The organism is Sporosarcina sp. P12(2017) (genome assembly GCF_002743035.1).
GTDB classification, from domain to species: domain Bacteria; phylum Bacillota; class Bacilli; order Bacillales_A; family Planococcaceae; genus Sporosarcina; species Sporosarcina ureae.
Genome location: NZ_PDYL01000009.1, coordinates 17317 through 38796, shown reverse-complemented (window position 1 = coordinate 38796; position 21480 = coordinate 17317). Strand labels below are relative to the sequence as shown.

Below are 21480 nucleotides of genomic sequence, written 5' to 3'. Positions count from 1 at the left end.
ACAGACAGGAAAGTCGCCTGTCTCTGTCTCATTGCTTCGCCTACCACAGCAGTCGCCATCGTTGGATTGTGTGTAGGGCAGTTCATATACTTCTTTTTCAAAAGCAGAAAATCAGTATCGCCAAGTCGCAGATCTCGTCCCTGTAAAAACCACAACCTAAATAATTTTCACTTAGTAGCGCAGGCACAACTGCGGGGTAGGCCGTGGCCATGAGACAACTGGCAGCCCCACCGCCAGCTGGCTCCTGGCTGGAGGCAATCCCCCACGTGCCTGCGCGGGTCCAGAAAGCGAACACTCACTAACTCCAATACCCAACAACCAGTCGAGCAACGCCCCCAACAAAAAGCAACAAAGACCCACAGCCGCATAGTCGTTCCACCAAACGCGTCTCTTAGTCGGGTACTGTACCCAATCTGTCAGTTTATTAGCTCTGTTAAAACCATGACCTAAATAATTACCAATCACTAGCGCAATTTCCCAAGCGCTTGAAACATAAGTCATAGTGCCATCCAAATCTATTTATCTCACATCGTTATTCTTTTTACTTTTCATGTCAAAAGGCAATTGGTATACTAAATAGTAGTAAACCATTATAACTAAAGGAAAGAGTGTGCAGCCAATGGGCCGTAAATGGAATAACATTAAAGAAAAAAAAGCGTCTAAAGATGCGAACACAAGTAGAATCTATGCAAAGTTTGGTCGTGAAATATATGTAGCAGCAAAATCAGGAGATCCCAGTCCTGAATCCAACCAAGCACTGAAATTCGTACTCGAGCGTGCAAAAACATACAGCATTCCGAAAGCAATTATTGACCGTGCTATCGAAAAAGCAAAAGGTGGCGGTGAGGAAAACTTCGACGAACTTCGTTACGAAGGATTCGGACCGAACGGCTCTATGGTCATCGTGGATGCATTAACAAATAACGTCAATCGGACAGCTTCCGAAGTACGTGCGGCATTTGGTAAAAATGGAGGAAACATGGGAGTTAGTGGTTCTGTAGCTTACATGTTTGATCCAGCTGCTATTATCGGTGTTGAAGGCAAAACGGAAGATGAAGTATTAGAGTTATTAATGGAAGCGGATGTTGATGTAAATGATATCGAAGAGGAAAATGGACAAGTGGTAGTATACGCAGATCCTTCCCATTTCCATGAAGTGCAGGAAGCATTCCGTCAAGCAGGTGTTACGGACTTTACCGTAGCCGAGTTGTCCATGATTGCTCAGAATGAGATTTCATTGGATGAAGAAGCGCAGGAGCAGTTTGAAAAAATGATCGATGCACTCGATGATTTAGAAGACGTACAACAAGTTCATCATAATGTTGAATTGGCATAAAAAACAGCTGCTCCATAATGTGATGGAGCAGCTGTTTTTTCATGTATTACTTTATGATGACTTTCCATCCGTCAGTAGGTTCTTCAATGGAATCTACATAAGCAGGTAAAAAGACGAAAGACCAAGGTGTTGCACTAAAAGGTGGAATATCGAGGGACAATGAAAAAGTCTCCTCAGCTGCTGTACCTCCTCGTCCATTCACTACACATACTGTAGCTTCGCGAATAGATAATACTTCATCACGATTATTTTGCAAAAATACAGTAGCAACTAATCCTCCATCGCGTTTATGTTTTAACAGTATTGATGTAGCTGTAAATTCTTCCTGAACAGATCTTTTAGTTTCATATTGATGAATAAAAGCCTGTTTTTGTTGATCTGATAAAGTAGCTTCCCAAGTAGCTTCAAACACAATTTGCATAGTTTCAACCTCCTTATTCCTATATCATTCCCTTGGTATTGATATTTAAGTCCTATTATATCACAGAATAATAAAAAATATTAACTACGACTTAATTCTCTTGTGGACAATATATTTCGTCGCATATGGAAATATTGCGATCACTTTACATAGAATGAAGGAAATTATCGAATGATGTATACTAGAGTAGAAATGCACTAGTAAAAGGAGAGAGTGGTATGATACGTGTATTATTCGTTTGTCTCGGGAATATTTGTCGCTCACCAATGGCTGAAGGAGTTTTTCGTAAGATGATTCATGATGAACGATTAGAGAATCGCATTGAAGTAGACTCGGCAGGAACAAGCGATTGGCATGTCGGGAAAGCACCCCATGAGGGAACGCTGTCCAAACTGGCAGAATTTCAAGTTTCGGCAGAAGGGATGGCCGGACGTCAATTGAACGTGAAAGATGCAGAGGAATCTAATTATATTATCGGAATGGACGCAGAAAACATCCGAAATATTCATAACATCTTTGGAGATCATGATCATCAGCGTGTGCTTCGTTTTTTGGATTTGACAAGTCATCAAAAAGATGTTCCAGATCCGTACTTTACTGGTGATTTTCAAGAAACATACGACTTGGTGCTTGAAGGTTGTCAGGCATTAATGGATCTTATTAAAAAAGAGGAATCCATTAAATGAAGATTCCTATACTATATGAAGATAACCATCTCTTAGTCGTTGAAAAACCGGTCAATGTGCCGGTGCAAGAAGATGAAAGTGGAGACTTGGACGTATTGACTATTTTAAAGCAAGATATTAAGAGACGTTATCAAAAGCCAGGAAAGGTATATCTTGGATTAGTACATCGTCTTGATCGTCCTGTTGGCGGTGTGATGGTATTTGCCAAAACTTCCAAAGCGGCATCTCGTCTATCCGATCAGCTTCGTCGGGGCATCATTGAACGGAGATATTTAGCGGTTCTTCGTGGTGTGCCTCGGAAAAAACAATCTACTCTCCAGCATTATTTATACAAGAGTCGTCAAAAAAATCAAGTGTATAGTGTGAAGCCGAACCATCCGGAGGGGAAAGTGGCCAGTTTGGATTATCAACTACTCGATAGTAAAATTGATCAAAGCTTAGTAAGTGTACGTCTACATACAGGACGATCACACCAGATTCGGGTACAAATGGCTACAGAAGGGCTCCCGCTCTATGGTGATCAGAAATATGGAAGTTCAATGAATAAGCGTGGCGAACAGATTGCATTATGGGCGCACAAGTTGGAGTTAGAACATCCGACAACAAAGGAAAAGATGCAATTTACTTCAGAAGCACCACGGGTTTATCCTTGGGAATTATACACTACGCACGATCAAGTTTATAAAACATATGGTTAGTGAAGAACCGTCCATTCTTGACTTACGAATTCGGTGCAACTACACTAAATGGAAAAACGTCCGTTGGAGGAATATATGAGTAAGCATTCTTTTATACCGATTATTGTCGGAACTAATATTAACGCCTATAATATGGCGATTTCATTTCATGAAGAATACGGCATTAAACCTGTAATTGTAGGTAGAGAACCATTGCCATTCACAAGTTATAGTACGATTACAAATATCCAGGAATTAAATCAAGGTTTACATGACCCTGAAATATTTGTCCAGTTTTTACGTGGAATAGCCAAAAAATACCGTACCGCTGATCAAAAATTAGTTTTAGTTGGAACGGATGACTTATATGTCCGTCTAATTATTGAGCAGCGGGAAGCTTTACAAGAAGATTTCTTGTTCAATTATATCGATGAAGAAATTATGAATGCCGTGTATATTAAGAAAAACTTCTATGAATTATGTGCGGAACATGGAATAGATACACCTTCCACATATTTTCATTCGTGTTTATCCGATGAACCATTTACAGAAGAAGTACTGTTTCCGGTCATCATCAAGCCGAGCGACGGTGTGCAATACTATCGCCATCCGTTTGAAGGATTGCAGAAAATCTATAAAGTCGATACATATGAAGAAATCAACCGCATTATCCAGATGGTAAAAGCCAGTGGGTATACGGAAGATCTGATCATTCAGGATTTCATTCCTGGCGACGATACGTATATGTGGGATGCCGTATATTATGCTGATCAGCACGGTAAAGCGCAGTTAATCACATTGGCACAAGTGGTACTACAAGAGCGTGCCATGACAGCAATCGGAAACTATACGGCATTGATTACGCGTTATAATGAAGAAATCATGACGAAGCTTGCGAAGTTCCTAGAAGCGATCGGTTATGTTGGATACGGAAACTTCGACTTGAAATACGATAAGCGCGATGGCAAATTCAAAGCGTTTGAAGTGAATATCCGTCAAGGACGTTCAAGTTATTACATTACGCAGTGCGGTGAGAATATGGCGAAGTATTTGGTCGATGACTTGGTATACGGGAAGGAAAAGCCGTTAACATATTTAGATGACCATTTCCTATTCACGGTCGTACCGAAAGCGGTATTGAAAAAGTTTGTTGATAATCCGCCTATGGAAAAAGAGATCCGATCTCTGATCAAAGCAGGGAAGTATGGTAATCCTTTATTTTACAATAAAGATAAGCATATGAAGCGTAAATTGTATTTACTGATGCGTCAAATTAACTACTACAAGAAATATAAAAATGCTGTTAAATAAGAAAAGATCCCTGCACATCACATGCGCAGGGATCTTTTATCTTTACTTACATATTTAGCTGAATCGGTCTACGAGGTCGTGCATAGTCTCCGCTTCTGTATGAAGGTCGAGAGAAGCGTGCATAATCGTGCTGATGGCAGCTTTTTGTTCATCGATAGATGCATTGACCTGTTCGGTAGCTGCTGCTGATTCAGTTGCGACTGCTGCAATTTGATCAATTGCCTGAACAACATGTTGTCGATTTTCGTCCATGCTGTTCATATCATCTTCCATAGTCTTTAACAGTGAGGTGATGTTGAGGATGGAATCGGATAATTGTTCAAAAGCATTTTTTGTATCTATAATCGTGCCTTCTTGATCACTCGTCAAATCTAATGTGTGTTTCATTTGATTTTCAGCAGACGTCGTATCTTTTCGGATATGCACTAGTAGGTCGCGAACTCTCGTAGTTGCCTCGTTCGTGTCTTCAGATAATTGACGTACTTCATTTGCTACTACAGCGAATCCTTTTCCGTGTTCACCTGCGCGAGCGGCTTCAATACTGGCGTTTAATGCCAGTAAGTTTGTTTGTTCTGAGATCGATGAAATCGTTTGAACGATTGCTTGGATCTCATTCATTCTGAATACGAGTTGTGAGAAATTACCTTGCAAGTCGTTGATTACGATGTTGAAGTTATTAGAATTCTCCTCCAATGTCTCGGCTTTTTGCATACCTGAACTTTGTAGATCATTCATGCTGCGCATCTCCGTCACGACGTTTTCATATTGTGCAGATGCATTAGAAATCAGCGTAGACAATTGCCCCACTTTTGTGATTGCAACGTCTGCTTCTTCGGATTGCAATACTGCACCTGAAGAAACTTCAGCAATAGCGCTGTGGATTTCGTCAGCTGATGCTGTTGCTTCTTCTGTAATTGCGCTAAGTGTTTCGGAAGATGTTCTCATGCGGTCTGAAGAAAGTCTTGTATGACCGACCATCTCATTCAGATTATTTTTCATCTTATTCACATTTTCAGCTAAGTGGCCGAGCTCATCACGTGAACGGATCGGAATATCTTCACCTGTCAGTTTACCTTGCGCAATTTCTGCTGTAATGAGGCGAATATTCTTAATGTATGATGTCAGACGTCCTGAGAAAATGGAGAATAGTGTAACGCCTACAATGATAGAAATAATGACTGAAATTAAGGTGTACCATAAAACATTTTTGGCTCCGGCGTTAAAGTCAACTAGATAGGTTCCAGCTACTACGATCCATCCCCAATTAGGATCTTCTAAGCCGTAGGTGATTTTTGGTGCTTCTACATTCAGGTTACTTGGAAGCGGCCAGTCATATTGTACAAAACCGCCTCCGTTTTTAGCTTCTGAAATTACTTCGCGAATAAAGTAACGACCATCTTTTGTTTTGGTTTCATAGAGACTTTCTCCTTCTTTCTGCGGATGTACAAGCAAAGTGCCCTCCTCATCCACTACATAAAAGTAGAAGTTCTCCCCGTATTTTGCTGGATTGTCTAAAGCTCTAGTACCATCTGTGGCCATAGGTCCCATAATTTTGTCTTTAGCCCGTTCTTGGGCGTCTTCTAAACTAATTGTACCGTTCTCTACTTGCACATTGAGCTCATCAATTAAATCTAGGACAGCATACGTCCCGTTCTGTAATCCCATTTCCCCGACTTTCTCAAGCTCTTGCTTCGCTACAAAGTAATTGACGATACCTACAGCTAGTAGTGGTATTAAAATAACTAATGCTGCAAGCGCTATCAACTTGTTACGTACTGAACCTTTCAATATGTAATCCCCCTTTTGCAATTTATATATGAAACCTTTCTCCCTTTTTTATAGTATAGGCTATTCTGATTAATAACGGAATAGCTTGTCTCATTTAATAGTAATTTATTACTTATTTTTCAAGCTTCGTTGTTAAATGGCAGGTGCATACTCTTCGATTCTTGACTTGAAAAATGCAGTAGGCTACACTTAATAGAGCTGTGGCTGTACGGTTCTTAAAGATTTTTAAAAGATAAAAACGGAAGTTGTATGGAGCTATAGTAACGTAAGGAGTGTTCGAGCAGTGCCGATTTTAGATAAAAGCAATGCGGAAGATGTTAAAAGATATGAAACGTTTATGAGGAATTCTCCATTTCGTTCGATTACACAAGATCCTAACTGGGCACATGTAAAAGATGACTGGGGGAACGAGCAAGTATATGTAGAACGGGACGGAGAAATTGTAGCCGCTATGTCCTTATTAATACGAAAGGTACCAGGTGGTTTTTCATTACTATATGCACCACGTGGACCTATCTGCGATTTACATGATCAGAAACTGGTTGAAGAATTGATTCAAGAGGCAGAAGTGCTTGTGAAAAAACATAAAGCCTTTGCATTAAAAATGGATCCTGAACAGCTGTATACAGATGAATTGGACAAGTTATATCGTGATGCAGGTTACATAGTACGCAACGAAGGCGCGGGTAAAGAAGATTTAATCCAGCCTCGCTACAATATGATTGTTAAATTGACGGACGAAGATGAAGATTCTTTAATGCTTAAGTTTCGTAGCAGAACACGAAGTAAAATTCGAAGCTCAGCACGTAAAGGTGTAGAAATATCTTATTCACGCAGTGATGAATATTTAAAGAAGTTTTTTGAAATCCATGAAGAAATGTCTGTTCGGAATCAAATTTCTATTCGTTCATATGATTATTTCGTCAAAATGCGAGAGGCATTCGATGATTTACGCATCTATATAGCAAAGCATGAAGATGACTACTTAGCCGGTGCTGTAACTATTAACTATAATGGAAAATTGTATTACTTATACGCAGGCAGTTCCAACACGAAGCGTAATCTAAATCCTAGTTATCTCATGAACTATGAAATGATGAAGTGGGGACTGGAAATCGGTGCGAAACAGTATGATCTTGGTGGAGTATTCGTACTCGACAGTGAGCAAGATGGATTATATAATTTTAAAAACAGTTTTTGTCAAGTAGACGGAGTGACAGAATTTATCGGGGAAATCGATAAAGTGTACAAGCCGTTCATTTATAACATGTTTGTGAAAGTAGTGCCTAAAATTCAGAAGTTGAAAAAGAAGCTTCAAAAAAAATAACCGGTTGAAGTCCTCAACTACAGAAAAGAGTGAACCGAATGAATTTTTTAGACGAGCTGAATGAATCTTTGCGCACAAAATGGAAATTTAAACAGCCTATGCCGATTCAGTCTCAAATGATACCCGAGATGTTGTCTGGTAAAGACATAGTAGCTGAATCACCAACAGGGACAGGTAAAACACTAGCCTACACGTTACCTGTGATTCAATTGGTCGACGGAGATCTACCGAAGACACAAGCGTTAATCATTACACCATCTCAAGAGCTATCTATGCAGATCGTCAATGTGATACGTGAGTTGGTTGAAGGAACTCCTGTAACGGTAACTCAGCTGATTGGCGGTGCAAACATGCAACGTCAGGTCGAAAAACTGAAGAAAAAACCGACAATCGTAGTTGGTACACCAGGAAGATTAAATGAATTAGTAAGAGAAAAAAAACTAAAAATGTATGATATTCAATACGTGGTCATTGACGAAGGGGATCAACTTTTGTCGCGCGAATATCGAGTACTGGTGAAAAGCTTGATTGAAGCAGCAAACCCGAAACGTCAGTTAGCGGTTGTGTCGGCCACCATTACGGATGAAATCGAACTCGTTGCTAAGCAACTGATGAAGGATCCAATCCGACTGCAAGTCAATTCAGATGAAATTCCAAATAGCGGTCAAGTGGTTCATTCATACGTAAAAGTAGATGAACGCAATAAGACGGATATACTTCGAGGGATTTCCGCATTATCAGGCGTACGAGCACTAACATTCATGAATAATGTAGATCAATTGCGCATGAAAGAGCTGAAACTACTTTACAATGATGCACCGATCGCAGTCCTTTATTCTGACATGAAAAAACTCGACCGCCAGAAAACATTGGAAGACTTCAGGAAAGGCACTATTCGCATCCTCATCGCTACAGACTTAGCGGCACGAGGATTGGACATTGAAGGACTGACACACGTCATCCATGTCGACGTCCCGCATACAGCCGAACAATACGTGCATAGATCAGGAAGAACTGGCCGCGCCGGAGCAGACGGAGAAGTCCTCACACTTCTGTCCTACCCAGAAGAACGCGACTACCGTAAAGTTTCCAAGGGCATTAAAACCGTCCAAAAAGTTTGGTACAATGGACAACTGATTGAAGGAAACTCCAAAACAGTTGACGACTTGAAAAAAGCGGCACCAAAGAAATCAAAACCAAAAGTTAAGAAAAAGAAATAACAAAAAACGTATCATCCAAACGTCGATACGAAAAGACTGCAGACTACTCTCGTATTATGGGGGCAGTCTGCAGTTTTTTTATTTTAACTAGTATGTCAGTTCTCCAACACTCTCGTAGCATAAAAAAAAATGAGCATGCACGGAAGCATCCGCACACACTCATTCACATCATCAATCAAGCTGAGTCAAAATAATAGGCTGCCCCTTCGTCACGACAATCGTATGCTCGATCTGCGCAACAAGTGACTTGTCAGGCGTAACAAATGTCCAACCGTCATCCAACTCAATCACATGCTCAGCAGTATGCGAAATGAACGGCTCCACGGCAAGAACCATACCATCCTTTAATAATGTTTTATCCCAAGGATCGTAATAATTTAGAACATGCTGAGGCTCTTCGTGAAGAGACGTACCAATTCCGTGACCGGTTAAGTTTTTGATCACACGCAAGCCATTATCTTTCGCTTCACGCTCCACAGCTTTACCGATTTGATTCAAACTAGAACCTGCTTTTACTTTCAATAACGCGCGGTCCAATGCTGACTTTGCTACATCGCATAACTTCTGCTTTTGCCCGTCAGGTGTACCGGCCACGAATGAAATACCAGTGTCTGCAAAGTAGCCGCCAGCTGATCCAGAAACATCTATATTCACAAGATCACCGTCTTGGATCTCGTAGCTTCCTGGAATGCCATGCGCTACCTGATGGTTTACACTGATGCATGTATAGCCAGGGAAGTCATACTGGTCGATAGGAGCAGAAACCGCACCTTTTTCAGCGAACAGGCGACCTGCCATATCATCAAGTTCTTTCGTCGTGATGCCAGGTACTGTAGCATCTTTCAACGTTTCACGAATTTCCGCCACAATTTTACCAATTGCCCGTAACCCCTCTAATTGTTCATCATTTTTTACAATCATGTTTACAAGTCCTTTCTTCCGTACAATTTATTCAATTCTACTATATCATACTTTATTGATGTTTTTTTAATGATTCGCTTGTTCTTCCATTCCTTACTTCAAGACTTTTACACCTTGATACACATTCCAAATTAAGACGCTTACAAACAACAAACTATACAGAATGATGAATAGCATAGGAACGAATCCCCAGAACATCATATTGCTGTTTGTATTTGTAATGGTATCGACATTAAAGGAAAAAATTGAAAAGGACATGACGATAAAACCAGCAATCAGTAATGCCATAGGAACGATATGTGAAACGAAAGCCTTTTTTGCATGACGACGAACTTCGAATTCATCCGCAACGAAATAAATGATGATTGGTAATAGAAGGGGGGCGAAAAATACACTGAAATAACTAAGTGAAGACAATAATTTTGAATTTGACATAGCGTAACCTCCACTCTCTAGCATGATAGTCCATACTCTAACCTATACCCTAGTTTACGGTATAATCGTGAAAAAAACACGGTTGCCCAATTGGCACCGTGTTATAATTGTTTGGGTTTTGAAAAACGCTGACCCATAAATAGTATAAAACCGATTACTGCGGAAAGAAATAAAGCGGCTGTTGAAACAAATAATTCATCGGTTCCATTTTTTATTGCGATACCAATGAAAGACCAAATGATAATTAAATTAAACATAGAGTCATGGTAATGATACATAAAATGTAAAGCAATCGCTGCTGTTAAAGTTAAGAAGAGGACTGTCCATAGTGGATCACTCAAACCCCATCCTGTCCAATCGTGGAGTTTGAAAGCATAGTTAGAATTTGCGATGACTGCGATGAAAATCCATGCCATGTAAGCTGATATCGGAAGTCGTTCTCGAATCGTTTCCTCTATTTTTGGATAACTGAAATACAGAACTAGTAAACAAATTAATAGGGCGATTACGCTAACAATAGCCCAGTAATAATAACTATAATGCCACAATAAAAGCCATGCGATATTAAAAAAACAGCTAACTGAGAAAGTAATTGCACGTAAATTAGCAACAAATGAAGAGAGTCTAGCTGATGTTTTGAAGAATAAGTATAACCAACTGACTAGTAACAGATCTAGCACTATCCAAATCGAAAAAACGTACTCTGCAGGCATGAATAGAACCGGTACTCGATTAGCAATTTCCCAAGTAGTCAGCCCGTTAAGCGGGATTAAATTGGCGGCGATATGAGTTCCAATCATGATGAGTAGCGAAAGTACCATCAAAATTATTCTTAGCATGATAAAGTCCTCCTGAACAACAGTATACAGAGATTACGGATCGATGGAGCGGAAAAGTATGAATATTCCTTTACAAATGAGAAATTGTGGCGTTCTATTGTCTTGTACATGTAAAAAAACTATAATAAGAACTAATGAATTCAGGTAACTGGCACTGAATCTCCATTTCATTCGTATCGATTGGATAAAGTAGAAGGTTAGAACAGAATGCTTCGAAAAGGATGAGGAAAAATGATTTTACTCGAAGGGGAGCAGTGCTACCTACGGATACTCACAGAAGATGATGCGTATCAGTTCACCCAGCTGCTTATTGCCAATAAGGAGTACTGGACGGAATTTGAACCAAGGCACGATAATACCTATTACACAGTAGCAATGCAGCGGGATAAAATACGAGAATCTCTTTATCAAATGCGTGACCGACGGGAGTATAATTTTGGTATATTTGATTCGGAAACAAGTTTGATCATCGGTCAGATTTCATTGTATAGCATTAAACGGTTACCGTTTTCCAGTGGTTTTGTGGGGTATTCCATTGATCAGCGGCAAACGGGCAGAGGAATCGGCACGGAAGCGGTCTCACTCATTAATCAATTTGCGTTTGAAAAAGTAAATCTGCACAGAGTGGAAGCCTATGTATCCCCTCGTAATGTCGGTTCGGTCAAAGTATTGGAAAAAGCGCAATTTCAGCGTGAGGGATTGTTGCGCCAATTATTGTTTATTAATGGTGTATGGGAAGATCATTATATGTATGCTATTGTGGAAGAAGATTATTGAAAGGGCAAGACCCTTTTAGAAAAGTGGATAACTATATGGAAAAACCGGCTCTTCGAATAGAAGATGCCGGTTTTTTGCAGCTTTTTTAAGGTGGGGCAGCAGTGAGCATGCAGTTGCCGCTCATAGTTTCGTGTAAGCGCTCATAGCTCATGCCGTTCCGCTCTATCACACGGAGTAACCGCTCTATAACGTCCAGAAACCGCTCATACATACGGTCTAAGCGATCATAGTCGACACACAACCGCTCAATAGCCACACGCTAGGCCATCCAGAGGTTGGGTGGCAGTGAGCATGCAGTTGCCGCTCATAGTTTCGTGTAAGCGCTCATAGCTCATGCCGTTCCGCTCTATCACACGGAGTAACCGCTCTATAACGTCTAGCAACCGCTCATACATACGGTCTAAGCGATCATAGTCGACACACAACCGCTCAATAACCTCCGACCCGCCCCTCACAGCCACGCCATAAAAACACACAAAAAAACGACCCTTCAAGCAGAAGAGGCCGGTTATTTTCATCAATATAATTTTACTGAGATACTTCCTGTGCTTTGTAACCATCTTCAATAATGTCCAGCTTACCGTTACCAGGATCAATAACAAGACCATGGACATTTACGTCTGTTGGGATGAGTGGGTGGTTACGGATCGCGTCCACACTCTTTTTCACGCTCTCAGTTACATCGCTGAAACCGTGCAACCATTTCTCCATATCAATTCCGGAGTACTTCAATGTTTTGAACATGTTTGGATCTACGCCGCGCTCAATCATATTTCCTATAATGTGATCCGTGTTGATAGAGCTCATGCCGCAATCATGATGGCCAACTACGTATACTTCATCTGCTTGTAATTCATAAACGGCAACTAAAATACTTCTCATCAGACCGCCGAAAGGAGACGTGATGATCGCGCCAGCACTTTTAATAATTTTAGCGTCGCCATTTTTCAAATTCATCGCTTTAGGGAGAAGCTCGATTAATCTTGTATCCATACATGTAAGGATGACAATCCGTTTATTAGGGAATTTCGTAGTGGAAAACTCTTCATACTTTTTTTCTTCAACGAACGTTTTGTTATAAATCATAATTTCGGATAATGATGTCATTGTTTTAATCTCCCTCGTATCGTTTATAGTATGTAAAAGAAAAGAGTCGCCTTTTTAGGCAACTCTAATCATTAAATCCATATCCGTTAAGACTGGAATAGAAGCAAATTAGTTTCTGCCTTCTGGTTTCGGATCAATAGTAATGGAGTCGTTTGAATCCATTGATCCAGATAAGAAGTGCATCGTAAACAAGGATGCAAGTCCAAGAACAACCATGTAACCGATAACTGTTGTATACATTAAAGCCATTTGAAAGCCCCTCTTTCTGAAATGTATTATGTTCTCTTATCTATTATACACGATTTTCAAGAAAATATTAAGAGCTACTGTAAACTTTGAATGAAAAGTGACGGATTTTAGAATGCCCAATTACCGTTACGGAAGACAGGTTCTACTGTTCCGTCTTCGAGAATTCCATCAATATCCATCTTTTCAGATCCAATCATGAAGTCGACGTGTGTTAAGCTTTGATTCAATCCATTAGCTTGTAGTTGTTCGGAATCCATTTCCTTCCCACCATTTAGACAAAATGCGTAGGCACTTCCAATTGCCAAATGATTCGAAGCATTTTCATCAAATAATGTATTATAGAATAACACATTCGAGTTAGAAATAGGTGAGTCGTGCGGTACTAGTGCCACTTCGCCAAGGAATTGTGAGCCTTCATCCGTATCGACAAGTTGTTTCAGTATTTCCTCGCCTTGAGTAGCAGTAACGTTTGTGATTTTTCCTTCTTTAAATTGAATCGTGAAGCCATCAATAATTGTTCCTGCATAGCTAAGTGGTTTTGTGCTAGTAACAGAGCCATTCACTCCAGTTTTTAACGGTGCCGTAAAGACTTCTTCAGTCGGCATATTCGCCATAAACTCATGCCCAGCCTGGTTGACACTACCAGCACCACACCATAAGTGCTTTTCCGGTAATTCTATTGTTAAGTCAGTGCCAGGAGCTGTATAATGAAGTTTACGGTAATGTTTACCATTCAAATAATCTACTTTTTCATGCAAGTTTTCATTGTGCTTTTTCCATGCTTGCACTGGATTAGGCTGATCAGCTCTTACAGCACGTAAAATAGAATCCCATAGAGCAGGCACTTGTTCTTCTGTAGATAACTCAGGGAAAATTTTAGCTGCCCAAGCTGTCGATGGTGCAGCAATGACAGTCCAGCTGAACTTATCTGCCTGCATAGCTTGTCGAAACTTGCTGAGAGCAGTGCTGGAAGCTTTTTGATTATCGCGTATTCTACTAGATTCTATACCGTTTAATAAATCTGGGTCTTGCGATACGATGGACATGAAAGCAGCGCCTTTTTCAGCTAACTGTTCCCGTTCCATCTGTTTCCACGTAGGAAACTCGGAAAACGAATCCGCTGGTGCTTTTTCATAACGCAGACGTGTAACGACATCGTCTACCCAGTCTACGAACACTTGCCGTGCTCCTGCATCGTAAGCTTTTTCGACGATTAATCGAACAAATAATGTATTTTCAGTAGAAGCGCTGATGAATAGATATTGGTCCTGTTGAATATTTACCCCCACTTTTACAGCTAAGTCGGCATAATTGGAAAGTTGATCTTGAAATGGATCCATCATGACATCTCCTTTTTACGTATTGCGACAATTCTAACAAGTAAAGATTGCAGTTCGCAACGATAAAGCAATTAAAATAGGATGAAATACTCTCGTACCCTTAAGAATAGTCGGCGGTTTTCCCTAAACAACGTCATAAAATGACCGAAATAATAAGAAGAATGTAGTATTTGGAGGCTTTATACATGGATTTGTCCACAATTATAGGTTTAGTATTAGGGTTTGCAGCTCTCCTTATCGGAATGACGCTAAAAGGAGTAACCCCCGACGCGTTATTTAACCCGGCTGCTATCCTAATCATCATAGCAGGAACGATTGCCGCTGTTGTCATCGCATTTCCGATGAGTGAATTAAAAAAGATACCTAAATTATTCAAAATTATTTTCACGCAGCAAAAACTTGCGTCAGACGCAGAATTAATTCGTCTATTTTCTTCATGGGCTGATGTTGCTCGTCGAGAAGGATTACTTGCTTTGGAAGCAAAAACAGATGAAATTGATGATCCATTTTTGAAAAATGGATTGAGTTTGGCGATTGACGGACAAAATGCCGATTATATTCGTGATGTATTAAGCGAAGAAGTTGAGGCAATGCAAGAGCGCCATTCAGTCGGTGCATTAATCTTTTCACAAGCTGGTACATACGCCCCGACGCTAGGAGTTCTCGGAGCAGTTGTAGGACTGATTGCCGCACTAAAAGATATGAATAATATCGATGCGTTAGGACATGCGATTTCCGCGGCATTTATTGCAACATTGCTTGGGATTTTCACAGGGTACGTTTTATGGCATCCGTTCTCCAATAAACTCGTACGTAAGTCTAAAGAAGAAGTCCGACAGAGGACTATGGTGATTGAAGGCATTCTCTCCGTATTGGAAGGGGAAGCACCGCGTGTTATAGAACAAAAATTGGCATCTTATCTTTCAGTCGAAGACCGGAAGAAGCTAGCTATTGATGGCGGCGAAGGAGCTGGTAAAGTTGGCGAAGAAGCGTAAGAAAAAGAAACACGAAGTAGAACATATTAATGAGTCCTGGTTATTGCCTTACGCCGATCTATTGACATTATTACTAGCATTATTCATCGTATTATTTGCTACGAGTTCGGTAGACGAGGGACGATTTGCAGAAGTCTCTAAAGTATTCAGTGAAATATTTGAAAGTGGTAGTGGCATCATGAGTGAAAGCGCGCCAACCACTACCCCTGTTCCAGACGATTCGGTAGGGGAGCAAGACGAAAACTCCTCCTATATAGAAGACCAACAATCTTTGGGAGAAACGCAGGATGATTTGGATGAGTATATTGCTGTGAATGAATTAGAAAATCAGTTCGATACTGAAATGACAAGCGAAGGCTTATTGCTGACGATTCGAGATAGTGTACTGTTTAAATCGGGAGAAGCAACAATTACTCCTGAGTATAAAAGACTGGCAAATGATATTTCCGGACTGCTGACACTTGATAGACCTCGTCAAGTGGTCATCACGGGTCATACAGACGACATACCGATCAACAATGCAGAGTATTCATCTAACTGGGAATTAAGCGTTATGCGTGCGGTAGAGTTCCTGAAAATCATTGTGGCAGACAATGAAGTTGATCCGAACTTATTCAGTGCGAAAGGGTACGGGGAGTATAAGCCGATCGTACCAAATGATACGATAGAAAATCGCAGTAAAAACCGAAGAGTGGAAGTACTCATTCAGCCACTTGTCTTAAAAGATGGTACACCTGTCACAGCGCAATAAAAAAGCGACTCCACGTGGAGTCGCTTTTTTAATTGCGCATAGAACCAAGTTCTGTAGCAATTGCTTGCATTTCATTCGGTGTGATGTTGTCACGTTTCATGACCATTTCGTACATATAGTACAAATCCTCGTACTGTTCTGTACTGAAATTTTCGGGTTTCATCGCATCCACATTTACCATGCGTAGTTTTTCTTTAATCTTTTCAATCATGTATGAGACATTCTCTGGTGATTTTGTAGATAGATCCATATTCTTACCGCCTTTCCTCTAATGAAAACTATCATTTCATGAAAGCAGTAAGCTGTCAACTGCACTGTGAGGCGTTACTTACGAGCTTCTTCACGTTCTTCGTCAATTTTCTTCTTGAAACGTCTTGTTTCCATAATGACCACACCGGACAAACCGAGCAATCCAATTAAGTTTGGAATAGCCATTAAGCCATTCAATACATCCGCCAAAATCCATACAAGATCTAGTGATGCAGTAGCACCTACATAGATGAATGCTACGAATATTACTCGGTAGGCAAGGACTGCAGTGCGGTTCGGGAAGAGATATTGGAAACACTTCTCTCCATAATAACTCCAACCTAAAATGGTGGATGTAGCAAAGAACACAAGTCCTATTGATACTAAAATGGGTCCGACACCACCAAGGAAAGAGCCGAACGCTTCAGCTGTCAAAGTACCAGCATCAATTGATTGATCTTGCCATTTATTACTCATAACAATTGTGACACCTGTAATCGAACAGATGATTAACGTATCAAATAATACTTGCGTCATTGAAACGAGAGCCTGACGTCCAGGCATATCTGTACGTGCAGCTGCTGCAGCGATTGGTGCAGAACCGAGACCCGCTTCGTTGGAAAAGAGTCCGCGTGCAACACCGAATCGAATGACTGTACCGATTGCACCCCCGGCAACTGCCTGGCCTGTGAATGCATCCGTGAAGATAAGACCGAATGCTGCTGGAACTTGCTCAATGTTTAATACCATAACGATTGCTCCGGCAATAAAATAGAATAATGCCATGATCGGTACGAAGAATGCCGTTACACGACCGATTGATTTGATACCTCCAAGAATAACAAGGGCACCGAATAGTACCAAGGCAATTCCTGTAATATAGTAGGGTACTTCAAATGTGCTTTTCATTACATCTGCTACTGCTTTGGATTGTGTTCCGTTACCAATACCGAACGCAGCCAGTGCGCCGAATATCGCAAATAGTACGCCGAGCCATTTTTGCTTCAGACCATGTTCAAGATAGTACATCGGTCCGCCGGCCATTAAGCCGTTGGAATCTTTGACACGGTACTTAACAGCCAAGATTGCCTCACTGTATTTTGTTGCCATACCGAAGAATCCGGCTAGCCACATCCAGAAAATCGCACCTGGTCCACCTGCTACAACGGCAGATGCAACCCCGACAATATTACCGACACCCACTGTGGCGGCCATCGCGGTCATTAGAGCCTGGAACTGTGAAATGTCACCGTCTGCTTTTTTATCATGCTTCCGTGTAAATACTTGTTTCAGTGAATAGGGCAGTAATCGCAATTGAATGAATGTTAAGCGCAGTGTTAAATAAATTCCGGTACCAATTAATAAAATGAGTAACGGTGGTCCCCATATTAAATCGGACGCAGTAGTCAAGAAATTCTCGATGTTCTCCATTTCATCCCCCCAATTTCTCTAAGATATTTATAATCGTTTCCGAGATTGCGAGAATCAACTCCTTTCAGTAGATTCTGTTATTAACATGTTATTGTTAATAATCTAAAAAATAGAACGATTCGTCAAGCCTTTTTTGAATAAAGTGTAACAAAGATTGTTTGGTAAGTTGCATTATGGGTATAATGAAGTGAGACGTAAACGTGAATAAGGAGGCGAAAAATATATGGGTTCCAGTAAATTTGGAAGATATGTATTAGGCGGCGCACTACTTGGAGCTGCAGTGAGTATGTTGGACCGAGCAACTAGACAACACACGATGACTACAGCTAGAACATCGTATGAAAAAGCATTGTATTACAAAGAAAATCCGGATATCATAAAAAACGAGTTCCAACAGAAAAAAGAAAAAGTACAAACTCTTGTTGATCAAGTGAAAGGTGATGTAAATTACATCAAATCACAGGTCGATGAAATCAAGACACTAACTCCGCAAGTGAAAGAAATGTTTGCGGACACAAAAGAAGCAATCGCTGATTCCAAATCAGAGTATGAGCATATCATCGAGGATAATTCTACAGCTGCATCTTCTGTTTCAACAGATGGAGATGGTTCGTTGCCGCCGATGATCCAAAAAAAAAACGTGATACCACTAGAGAAAAAATAAGAATAAAATCAGTAAATGAAAGGGGGACACATCAGTTGGATAAACAAAAAAGTGCCCCTTCTTTTGATACTGAAAATCAAGAGGAATCCCAAACAGAAAGAGTAAAAGAATTCATTAAAGATATAAAAGACGGAGAAGAGGATGATTTTGACCCAACTACTACGAGCGGCTTTTTCAAACAATTGATTATCCGGGTGAAAGAATTGGATATTTCAGCAGCTGGTTCGCAGTTAGCGTTCTTTTTCCTATTGTCTTTATTCCCTCTACTAATCTTTCTTTTTACATTACTACCTTACTTACAGTTAGACCAGAGCCAAATCTTCTTGTTTATCCGCGAGTATGCGCCGGATAGTACGGCTTCTTTAATTGAAGGGACACTCTCTGAAGTGCTGGATAATAAAAGTGGAGGGTTACTGTCAGTCGGAATCTTGGCTACAATTTGGTCCGCGTCTAAAGGTATGGGTGCAGTAACAAAAGGCTTGAATGATGCATATGAAGTGGAAGAAGATAGGAATTTTTTCATTTCTAAAGGATTGTCAATTGCATTTACTATTATGTTAGTTGCGACGGTAATCATTGCGTTAGTGTTACCTATATTCGGTCAACCAATAGGGCAAGTGATCTTCACGTTCTTAGGATTGGAAGAGACGTTCCTGACAGTATGGAATTTGGTTCGATTCCTCATTCCACCATTCCTGATCTTTGCGGTATTCTCATTATTATATTGGCTAGTGCCAAGTGTGAAGTTACATTTTAAAGAAATACTTCCAGGTGCTATCTTTGCAACAATAGGATGGATCATTACGTCACTAGGGTTCTCTTTCTATATTAGTAATTTTGGGAGCTATGCCAATACGTATGGTAGTATCGCTGGGATTATCGTATTAATCATGTGGTTATACTTATCAGCTATCATTTTGTTACTTGGTGGTACGATCAATTCAGTTGTGAAAAATCGTCAAGATCATACACAACCAACTGTATAAATAAAAAAGTGAAGAAAGGGATTCCCTTTCCTCACTTTTTTTATTCTATTTTATTAAGCATCCGTAAACCGTTTAATATAACTAATATCGTACTTCCTTCGTGTCCGATGACGCCAAGAGGCAAATCCACTACTTGCATGAAGTTTGCGATAATGAGGATCGAGATAACAGCTATCGAGAAGAATACATTTTGTTTAACAATTCGCTGCATTTTTCTTGAAAGCTTAATAGCATATGATAAACGATTCAAGTCGTTTTGCATGAGTACAACATCAGCTGTTTCCAATGCTACATCTGTACCTTCACCCATCGCGATGCCGGAAGTGGCAGTAGCAAGAGCTGGTGCATCATTGATTCCATCTCCCACCATGCCGACCGTACCGTGCTCTTTCAATAGTTGCTTAAGCTGAACCACTTTCTCCTCAGGTAGACATTCAGCTACGTAGGAATCCACACCTACTTCGTTTGCGATTGCATGTGCAGTCTTTTCATTATCACCAGTTAACATGACTGTACGAAGCCCTAGAGATTGCAGCGATTTAATTGCAGAAATAGCTTCTTTTCGTAATGTATCCTGTAAAGCAGCTAGCGCTACAATTCCTTGTTCGTCTCTCATAAAGATGACAGTTTTTCCTTCATTCGCAAGTGATACTGCCACATTGTCCTGAAATTCTTCCACTAACTCTTCGCCAACAAATTTCGGTTTACCGATTAGAATTTCGCCGTGATCTGTCTCTGCTTTAATACCAAATCCAGGAACGTCTTCAATATGAAGATTACGTTCAGGTTCTACACCATGCTCTGCAGCGTAATGGATAATTGCTTTTGCCAATGGGTGATTGGACAGTGATTCTGCACCTGCAAATAAAGCGAGTGCCTCTTTCATATCCGTACCTTCACGAACAATGAAATCCATTACAATTGGTTTCCCATTCGTCAAAGTACCCGTTTTGTCAAAAGCGAATGCTTGTAATGTACTCAAGTGTTCTAAGTGAATACCACCTTTAAATAATACCCCTTTTCTAGCACCGTTAGAAACAGCCGCTAATGTAGCGGGCATAATCGAAGCCATCAATGCACAAGGAGAGGCGACGACTAGCAAGACTATCGCACGGTAGAAGGATGTAGTCCAGTCCCAGTTAAATAAGAAGTGGGGAAGAAACATCATGATGACAACTGCTGCCAGCACAATCTTTACATAAGATCCTTCAAAGCGCTCGATAAATTGTTGAGAAGGAGATTTCTCGCTTTGTGCGTTTTGCACCATCGTTATAATCTTTTGGAATAACGTTTCAGAACTTGGTTTGGTCATTGTCATGCGGATCGCACCACTAATATTAACTGTTCCTGCAAATAATTCATCATTTTCCTGCTTCGTCACTGGAATAGATTCACCGTTGATTGCTGACATATCAATCGAAGTGACGCCGCTCAAGATTTCACCGTCAACGGGAATTCGTTCACCAGGTTTAACTAACAATATAGATCCAATCGATAAAGAGTCTGTGGATACTTTTTTCTCGCTGCCATCTTCAAGTATTAGCCATGCTTCTTCTGGCTGCAATTCCATCAAAGACGATATTTCATTATGGCTTTTATTGAGCGTATAAGTTTCTAGTGCACCGCTAATTGCAAAGATGAAAATCAGGATAGCGCCTTCAGCCCAGTATCCAATAATTCCTGAACCGATTGCCGCGAAAATCATGAGCATTTCGACGTTCAGTTCTTTGTTTTTTATCGTTTCTTCAATACCTTCCTTGGCTTTAGCGTAACCTCCAATCAGAAACGCTATAATATACAGCGTGATGGAAAAGGATTCGGTACCGTTTTTCCCTAAAATCCATGCAGCAAGAATGATAATTCCAGATAATATAGCCGCAATCAGTTCAAGACGTGCAGACCAGTCAATCATCTGTTCCGGTTGTTCTTTTGTAAGTGTTGTCATGTATTCTCCTCCTAATTGATAATGA

The 21480-nt window shown here is 40.5% G+C and carries 22 protein-coding genes; 11 read left to right on the top strand and 11 right to left on the bottom strand.

Translation table 11 applies throughout. The features are described from left to right. Nucleotides 1-619: 619 nt before the first annotated feature. On the top strand, nt 620-1336 hold the full coding sequence (locus tag CSV80_RS08850; RefSeq protein WP_029055105.1) for a YebC/PmpR family DNA-binding transcriptional regulator: 717 nt from the start codon (nt 620-622) through the stop codon (nt 1334-1336). A 46-nt stretch (nt 1337-1382) separates the two neighbouring features. Here CSV80_RS08850 and CSV80_RS08845 read toward each other — a convergent pair whose 3' ends face one another. Next, on the bottom strand, nt 1383-1757 hold the full coding sequence (locus tag CSV80_RS08845) for an SLAP domain-containing protein (RefSeq protein ID WP_099670536.1): 375 nt from the start codon (nt 1755-1757) through the stop codon (nt 1383-1385). Nucleotides 1758-1975: 218 nt separating this feature from the next. Between CSV80_RS08845 and CSV80_RS08840 the strand changes: the two genes are divergently transcribed. The 3 genes from CSV80_RS08840 to CSV80_RS08830 all read left to right on the top strand — a co-directional run bounded on the left by CSV80_RS08840 (nt 1976) and on the right by CSV80_RS08830 (nt 4431). Beyond that, complete coding sequence (locus CSV80_RS08840) at nt 1976-2443, top strand: low molecular weight protein-tyrosine-phosphatase (protein ID WP_099670535.1); 468 nt, start codon at nt 1976-1978, stop codon at nt 2441-2443. Beyond that, a complete protein-coding gene (locus tag CSV80_RS08835) occupies nt 2440-3141 on the top strand; it encodes an RluA family pseudouridine synthase (protein WP_099670534.1) in 702 nt (233 codons plus the stop codon). The genes CSV80_RS08840 and CSV80_RS08835 overlap by 4 nt, the downstream gene beginning before the upstream one ends. A 75-nt stretch (nt 3142-3216) precedes the next feature. Then, nucleotides 3217-4431, top strand: coding sequence for a carboxylate--amine ligase (locus CSV80_RS08830; RefSeq protein WP_099670533.1), 1215 nt, complete (start codon nt 3217-3219; stop codon nt 4429-4431). 54 nt (nt 4432-4485) lie between these two features. Here CSV80_RS08830 and CSV80_RS08825 read toward each other — a convergent pair whose 3' ends face one another. Continuing rightward, nucleotides 4486-6219, bottom strand: coding sequence for a methyl-accepting chemotaxis protein (locus CSV80_RS08825; RefSeq protein WP_099670532.1), 1734 nt, complete (start codon nt 6217-6219; stop codon nt 4486-4488). A 283-nt stretch (nt 6220-6502) separates the two neighbouring features. On the opposite strand from CSV80_RS08825, the gene CSV80_RS08820 reads away from it, so the two are divergent. Next, complete coding sequence (locus CSV80_RS08820) at nt 6503-7546, top strand: lipid II:glycine glycyltransferase FemX (protein WP_099670531.1); 1044 nt, start codon at nt 6503-6505, stop codon at nt 7544-7546. Between the two features lie 38 nt (nt 7547-7584). After that, entirely contained in the window at nt 7585-8766 is a 1182-nt protein-coding gene (locus tag CSV80_RS08815) for a DEAD/DEAH box helicase (RefSeq protein WP_099670530.1), read from the top strand. 171 nt (nt 8767-8937) lie between these two features. Here CSV80_RS08815 and map read toward each other — a convergent pair whose 3' ends face one another. From map to CSV80_RS08800, 3 genes are all read right to left on the bottom strand, one after another. Further along, nucleotides 8938-9687, bottom strand: a complete 750-nt coding sequence (map, locus tag CSV80_RS08810; RefSeq protein ID WP_099670529.1) for a type I methionyl aminopeptidase — start codon at nt 9685-9687, stop codon at nt 8938-8940. A gap of 93 nt (nt 9688-9780) precedes the next feature. Continuing rightward, nucleotides 9781-10122 (bottom strand): magnetosome magnetite crystal formation protein family, encoded by a 342-nt coding sequence (locus CSV80_RS08805; protein ID WP_029055096.1) that lies wholly within the window; start codon nt 10120-10122, stop codon nt 9781-9783. A 101-nt stretch (nt 10123-10223) separates the two neighbouring features. After that, nucleotides 10224-10961 carry a hypothetical protein gene (locus CSV80_RS08800; RefSeq protein WP_099670528.1) on the bottom strand — a complete coding sequence of 246 codons (738 nt, stop codon included), beginning with the start codon at nt 10959-10961 and terminating at the stop codon, nt 10224-10226. Nucleotides 10962-11192: 231 nt separating this feature from the next. Between CSV80_RS08800 and CSV80_RS08795 the strand changes: the two genes are divergently transcribed. Continuing rightward, a complete protein-coding gene (locus CSV80_RS08795; RefSeq protein WP_029055094.1) occupies nt 11193-11738 on the top strand; it encodes a GNAT family N-acetyltransferase in 546 nt (181 codons plus the stop codon). A gap of 528 nt (nt 11739-12266) precedes the next feature. Here the strand turns inward: CSV80_RS08795 and CSV80_RS08790 are convergent. The 3 genes from CSV80_RS08790 to CSV80_RS08785 all read right to left on the bottom strand — a co-directional run bounded on the left by CSV80_RS08790 (nt 12267) and on the right by CSV80_RS08785 (nt 14434). Beyond that, entirely contained in the window at nt 12267-12845 is a 579-nt protein-coding gene (locus CSV80_RS08790; RefSeq protein WP_099670527.1) for a beta-class carbonic anhydrase, read from the bottom strand. Between the two features lie 108 nt (nt 12846-12953). After that, nucleotides 12954-13094 carry a hypothetical protein gene (locus CSV80_RS17655; protein WP_169535197.1) on the bottom strand — a complete coding sequence of 47 codons (141 nt, stop codon included), beginning with the start codon at nt 13092-13094 and terminating at the stop codon, nt 12954-12956. A 107-nt stretch (nt 13095-13201) separates the two neighbouring features. Then, nucleotides 13202-14434, bottom strand: a complete 1233-nt coding sequence (locus CSV80_RS08785; RefSeq protein WP_099670526.1) for an aminopeptidase — start codon at nt 14432-14434, stop codon at nt 13202-13204. A gap of 185 nt (nt 14435-14619) precedes the next feature. Here CSV80_RS08785 and motA point away from each other — a divergent pair, with 185 nt between their 5' ends. Both motA and motB read left to right on the top strand, forming a co-directional pair. Beyond that, nucleotides 14620-15429: a flagellar motor stator protein MotA gene (gene motA / locus CSV80_RS08780; RefSeq protein ID WP_099670525.1), complete on the top strand. Its 810-nt coding sequence runs from the start codon at nt 14620-14622 to the stop codon at nt 15427-15429. Continuing rightward, the gene (gene motB, locus CSV80_RS08775) at nt 15413-16180 is read left to right on the top strand and encodes a flagellar motor protein MotB (RefSeq protein WP_029055090.1); all 768 of its coding nucleotides are present in this window, start codon (nt 15413-15415) and stop codon (nt 16178-16180) included. The genes motA and motB overlap by 17 nt, the downstream gene beginning before the upstream one ends. Nucleotides 16181-16208: 28 nt before the next feature. On the opposite strand, the gene CSV80_RS08770 is transcribed toward motB, so the two are convergent. Both CSV80_RS08770 and CSV80_RS08765 read right to left on the bottom strand, forming a co-directional pair. Further along, complete coding sequence (locus CSV80_RS08770) at nt 16209-16430, bottom strand: DUF1128 domain-containing protein (protein ID WP_029055089.1); 222 nt, start codon at nt 16428-16430, stop codon at nt 16209-16211. A 74-nt stretch (nt 16431-16504) separates the two neighbouring features. Continuing rightward, nucleotides 16505-17860: an alanine/glycine:cation symporter family protein gene (locus CSV80_RS08765; RefSeq protein ID WP_099670524.1), complete on the bottom strand. Its 1356-nt coding sequence runs from the start codon at nt 17858-17860 to the stop codon at nt 16505-16507. A 223-nt stretch (nt 17861-18083) separates the two neighbouring features. Here CSV80_RS08765 and CSV80_RS08760 point away from each other — a divergent pair, with 223 nt between their 5' ends. Further along, nucleotides 18084-18524: a YtxH domain-containing protein gene (locus CSV80_RS08760; RefSeq protein ID WP_099670523.1), complete on the top strand. Its 441-nt coding sequence runs from the start codon at nt 18084-18086 to the stop codon at nt 18522-18524. Between the two features lie 35 nt (nt 18525-18559). After that, entirely contained in the window at nt 18560-19510 is a 951-nt protein-coding gene (locus tag CSV80_RS08755) for a YihY/virulence factor BrkB family protein (protein ID WP_051210634.1), read from the top strand. A 40-nt stretch (nt 19511-19550) separates the two neighbouring features. Here the strand turns inward: CSV80_RS08755 and CSV80_RS08750 are convergent, their stop codons facing one another. Further along, a complete protein-coding gene (locus tag CSV80_RS08750) occupies nt 19551-21455 on the bottom strand; it encodes a heavy metal translocating P-type ATPase (RefSeq protein ID WP_099670522.1) in 1905 nt (634 codons plus the stop codon). Nucleotides 21456-21480: the final 25 nt, after the last annotated feature.

Bases quoted from the DNA above. Each gene is read 5' to 3' on its own strand.
- CSV80_RS08850 (WP_029055105.1), top strand. From the start codon at position 620: ATGGGCCGTAAATGGAATAACATTAAAGAAAAAAAAGCGTCTAAAGAT.
- CSV80_RS08845 (WP_099670536.1), bottom strand. From the start codon at position 1,757: ATGCAAATTGTGTTTGAAGCTACTTGGGAAGCTACTTTATCAGATCAA.
- CSV80_RS08840 (WP_099670535.1), top strand. From the start codon at position 1,976: ATGATACGTGTATTATTCGTTTGTCTCGGGAATATTTGTCGCTCACCA.
- CSV80_RS08835 (WP_099670534.1), top strand. From the start codon at position 2,440: ATGAAGATTCCTATACTATATGAAGATAACCATCTCTTAGTCGTTGAA.
- CSV80_RS08830 (WP_099670533.1), top strand. From the start codon at position 3,217: ATGAGTAAGCATTCTTTTATACCGATTATTGTCGGAACTAATATTAAC.
- CSV80_RS08815 (WP_099670530.1), top strand. From the start codon at position 7,585: ATGAATTTTTTAGACGAGCTGAATGAATCTTTGCGCACAAAATGGAAA.
- map (WP_099670529.1), bottom strand. From the start codon at position 9,687: ATGATTGTAAAAAATGATGAACAATTAGAGGGGTTACGGGCAATTGGT.
- CSV80_RS08805 (WP_029055096.1), bottom strand. From the start codon at position 10,122: ATGTCAAATTCAAAATTATTGTCTTCACTTAGTTATTTCAGTGTATTT.
- CSV80_RS08800 (WP_099670528.1), bottom strand. From the start codon at position 10,961: ATGCTAAGAATAATTTTGATGGTACTTTCGCTACTCATCATGATTGGA.
- CSV80_RS08795 (WP_029055094.1), top strand. From the start codon at position 11,193: ATGATTTTACTCGAAGGGGAGCAGTGCTACCTACGGATACTCACAGAA.
- CSV80_RS08790 (WP_099670527.1), bottom strand. From the start codon at position 12,845: ATGACATCATTATCCGAAATTATGATTTATAACAAAACGTTCGTTGAA.
- CSV80_RS17655 (WP_169535197.1), bottom strand. From the start codon at position 13,094: ATGGCTTTAATGTATACAACAGTTATCGGTTACATGGTTGTTCTTGGA.
- CSV80_RS08785 (WP_099670526.1), bottom strand. From the start codon at position 14,434: ATGGATCCATTTCAAGATCAACTTTCCAATTATGCCGACTTAGCTGTA.
- motA (WP_099670525.1), top strand. From the start codon at position 14,620: ATGGATTTGTCCACAATTATAGGTTTAGTATTAGGGTTTGCAGCTCTC.
- CSV80_RS08770 (WP_029055089.1), bottom strand. From the start codon at position 16,430: ATGGATCTATCTACAAAATCACCAGAGAATGTCTCATACATGATTGAA.
- CSV80_RS08765 (WP_099670524.1), bottom strand. From the start codon at position 17,860: ATGGAGAACATCGAGAATTTCTTGACTACTGCGTCCGATTTAATATGG.
- CSV80_RS08760 (WP_099670523.1), top strand. From the start codon at position 18,084: ATGGGTTCCAGTAAATTTGGAAGATATGTATTAGGCGGCGCACTACTT.
- CSV80_RS08750 (WP_099670522.1), bottom strand. From the start codon at position 21,455: ATGACAACACTTACAAAAGAACAACCGGAACAGATGATTGACTGGTCT.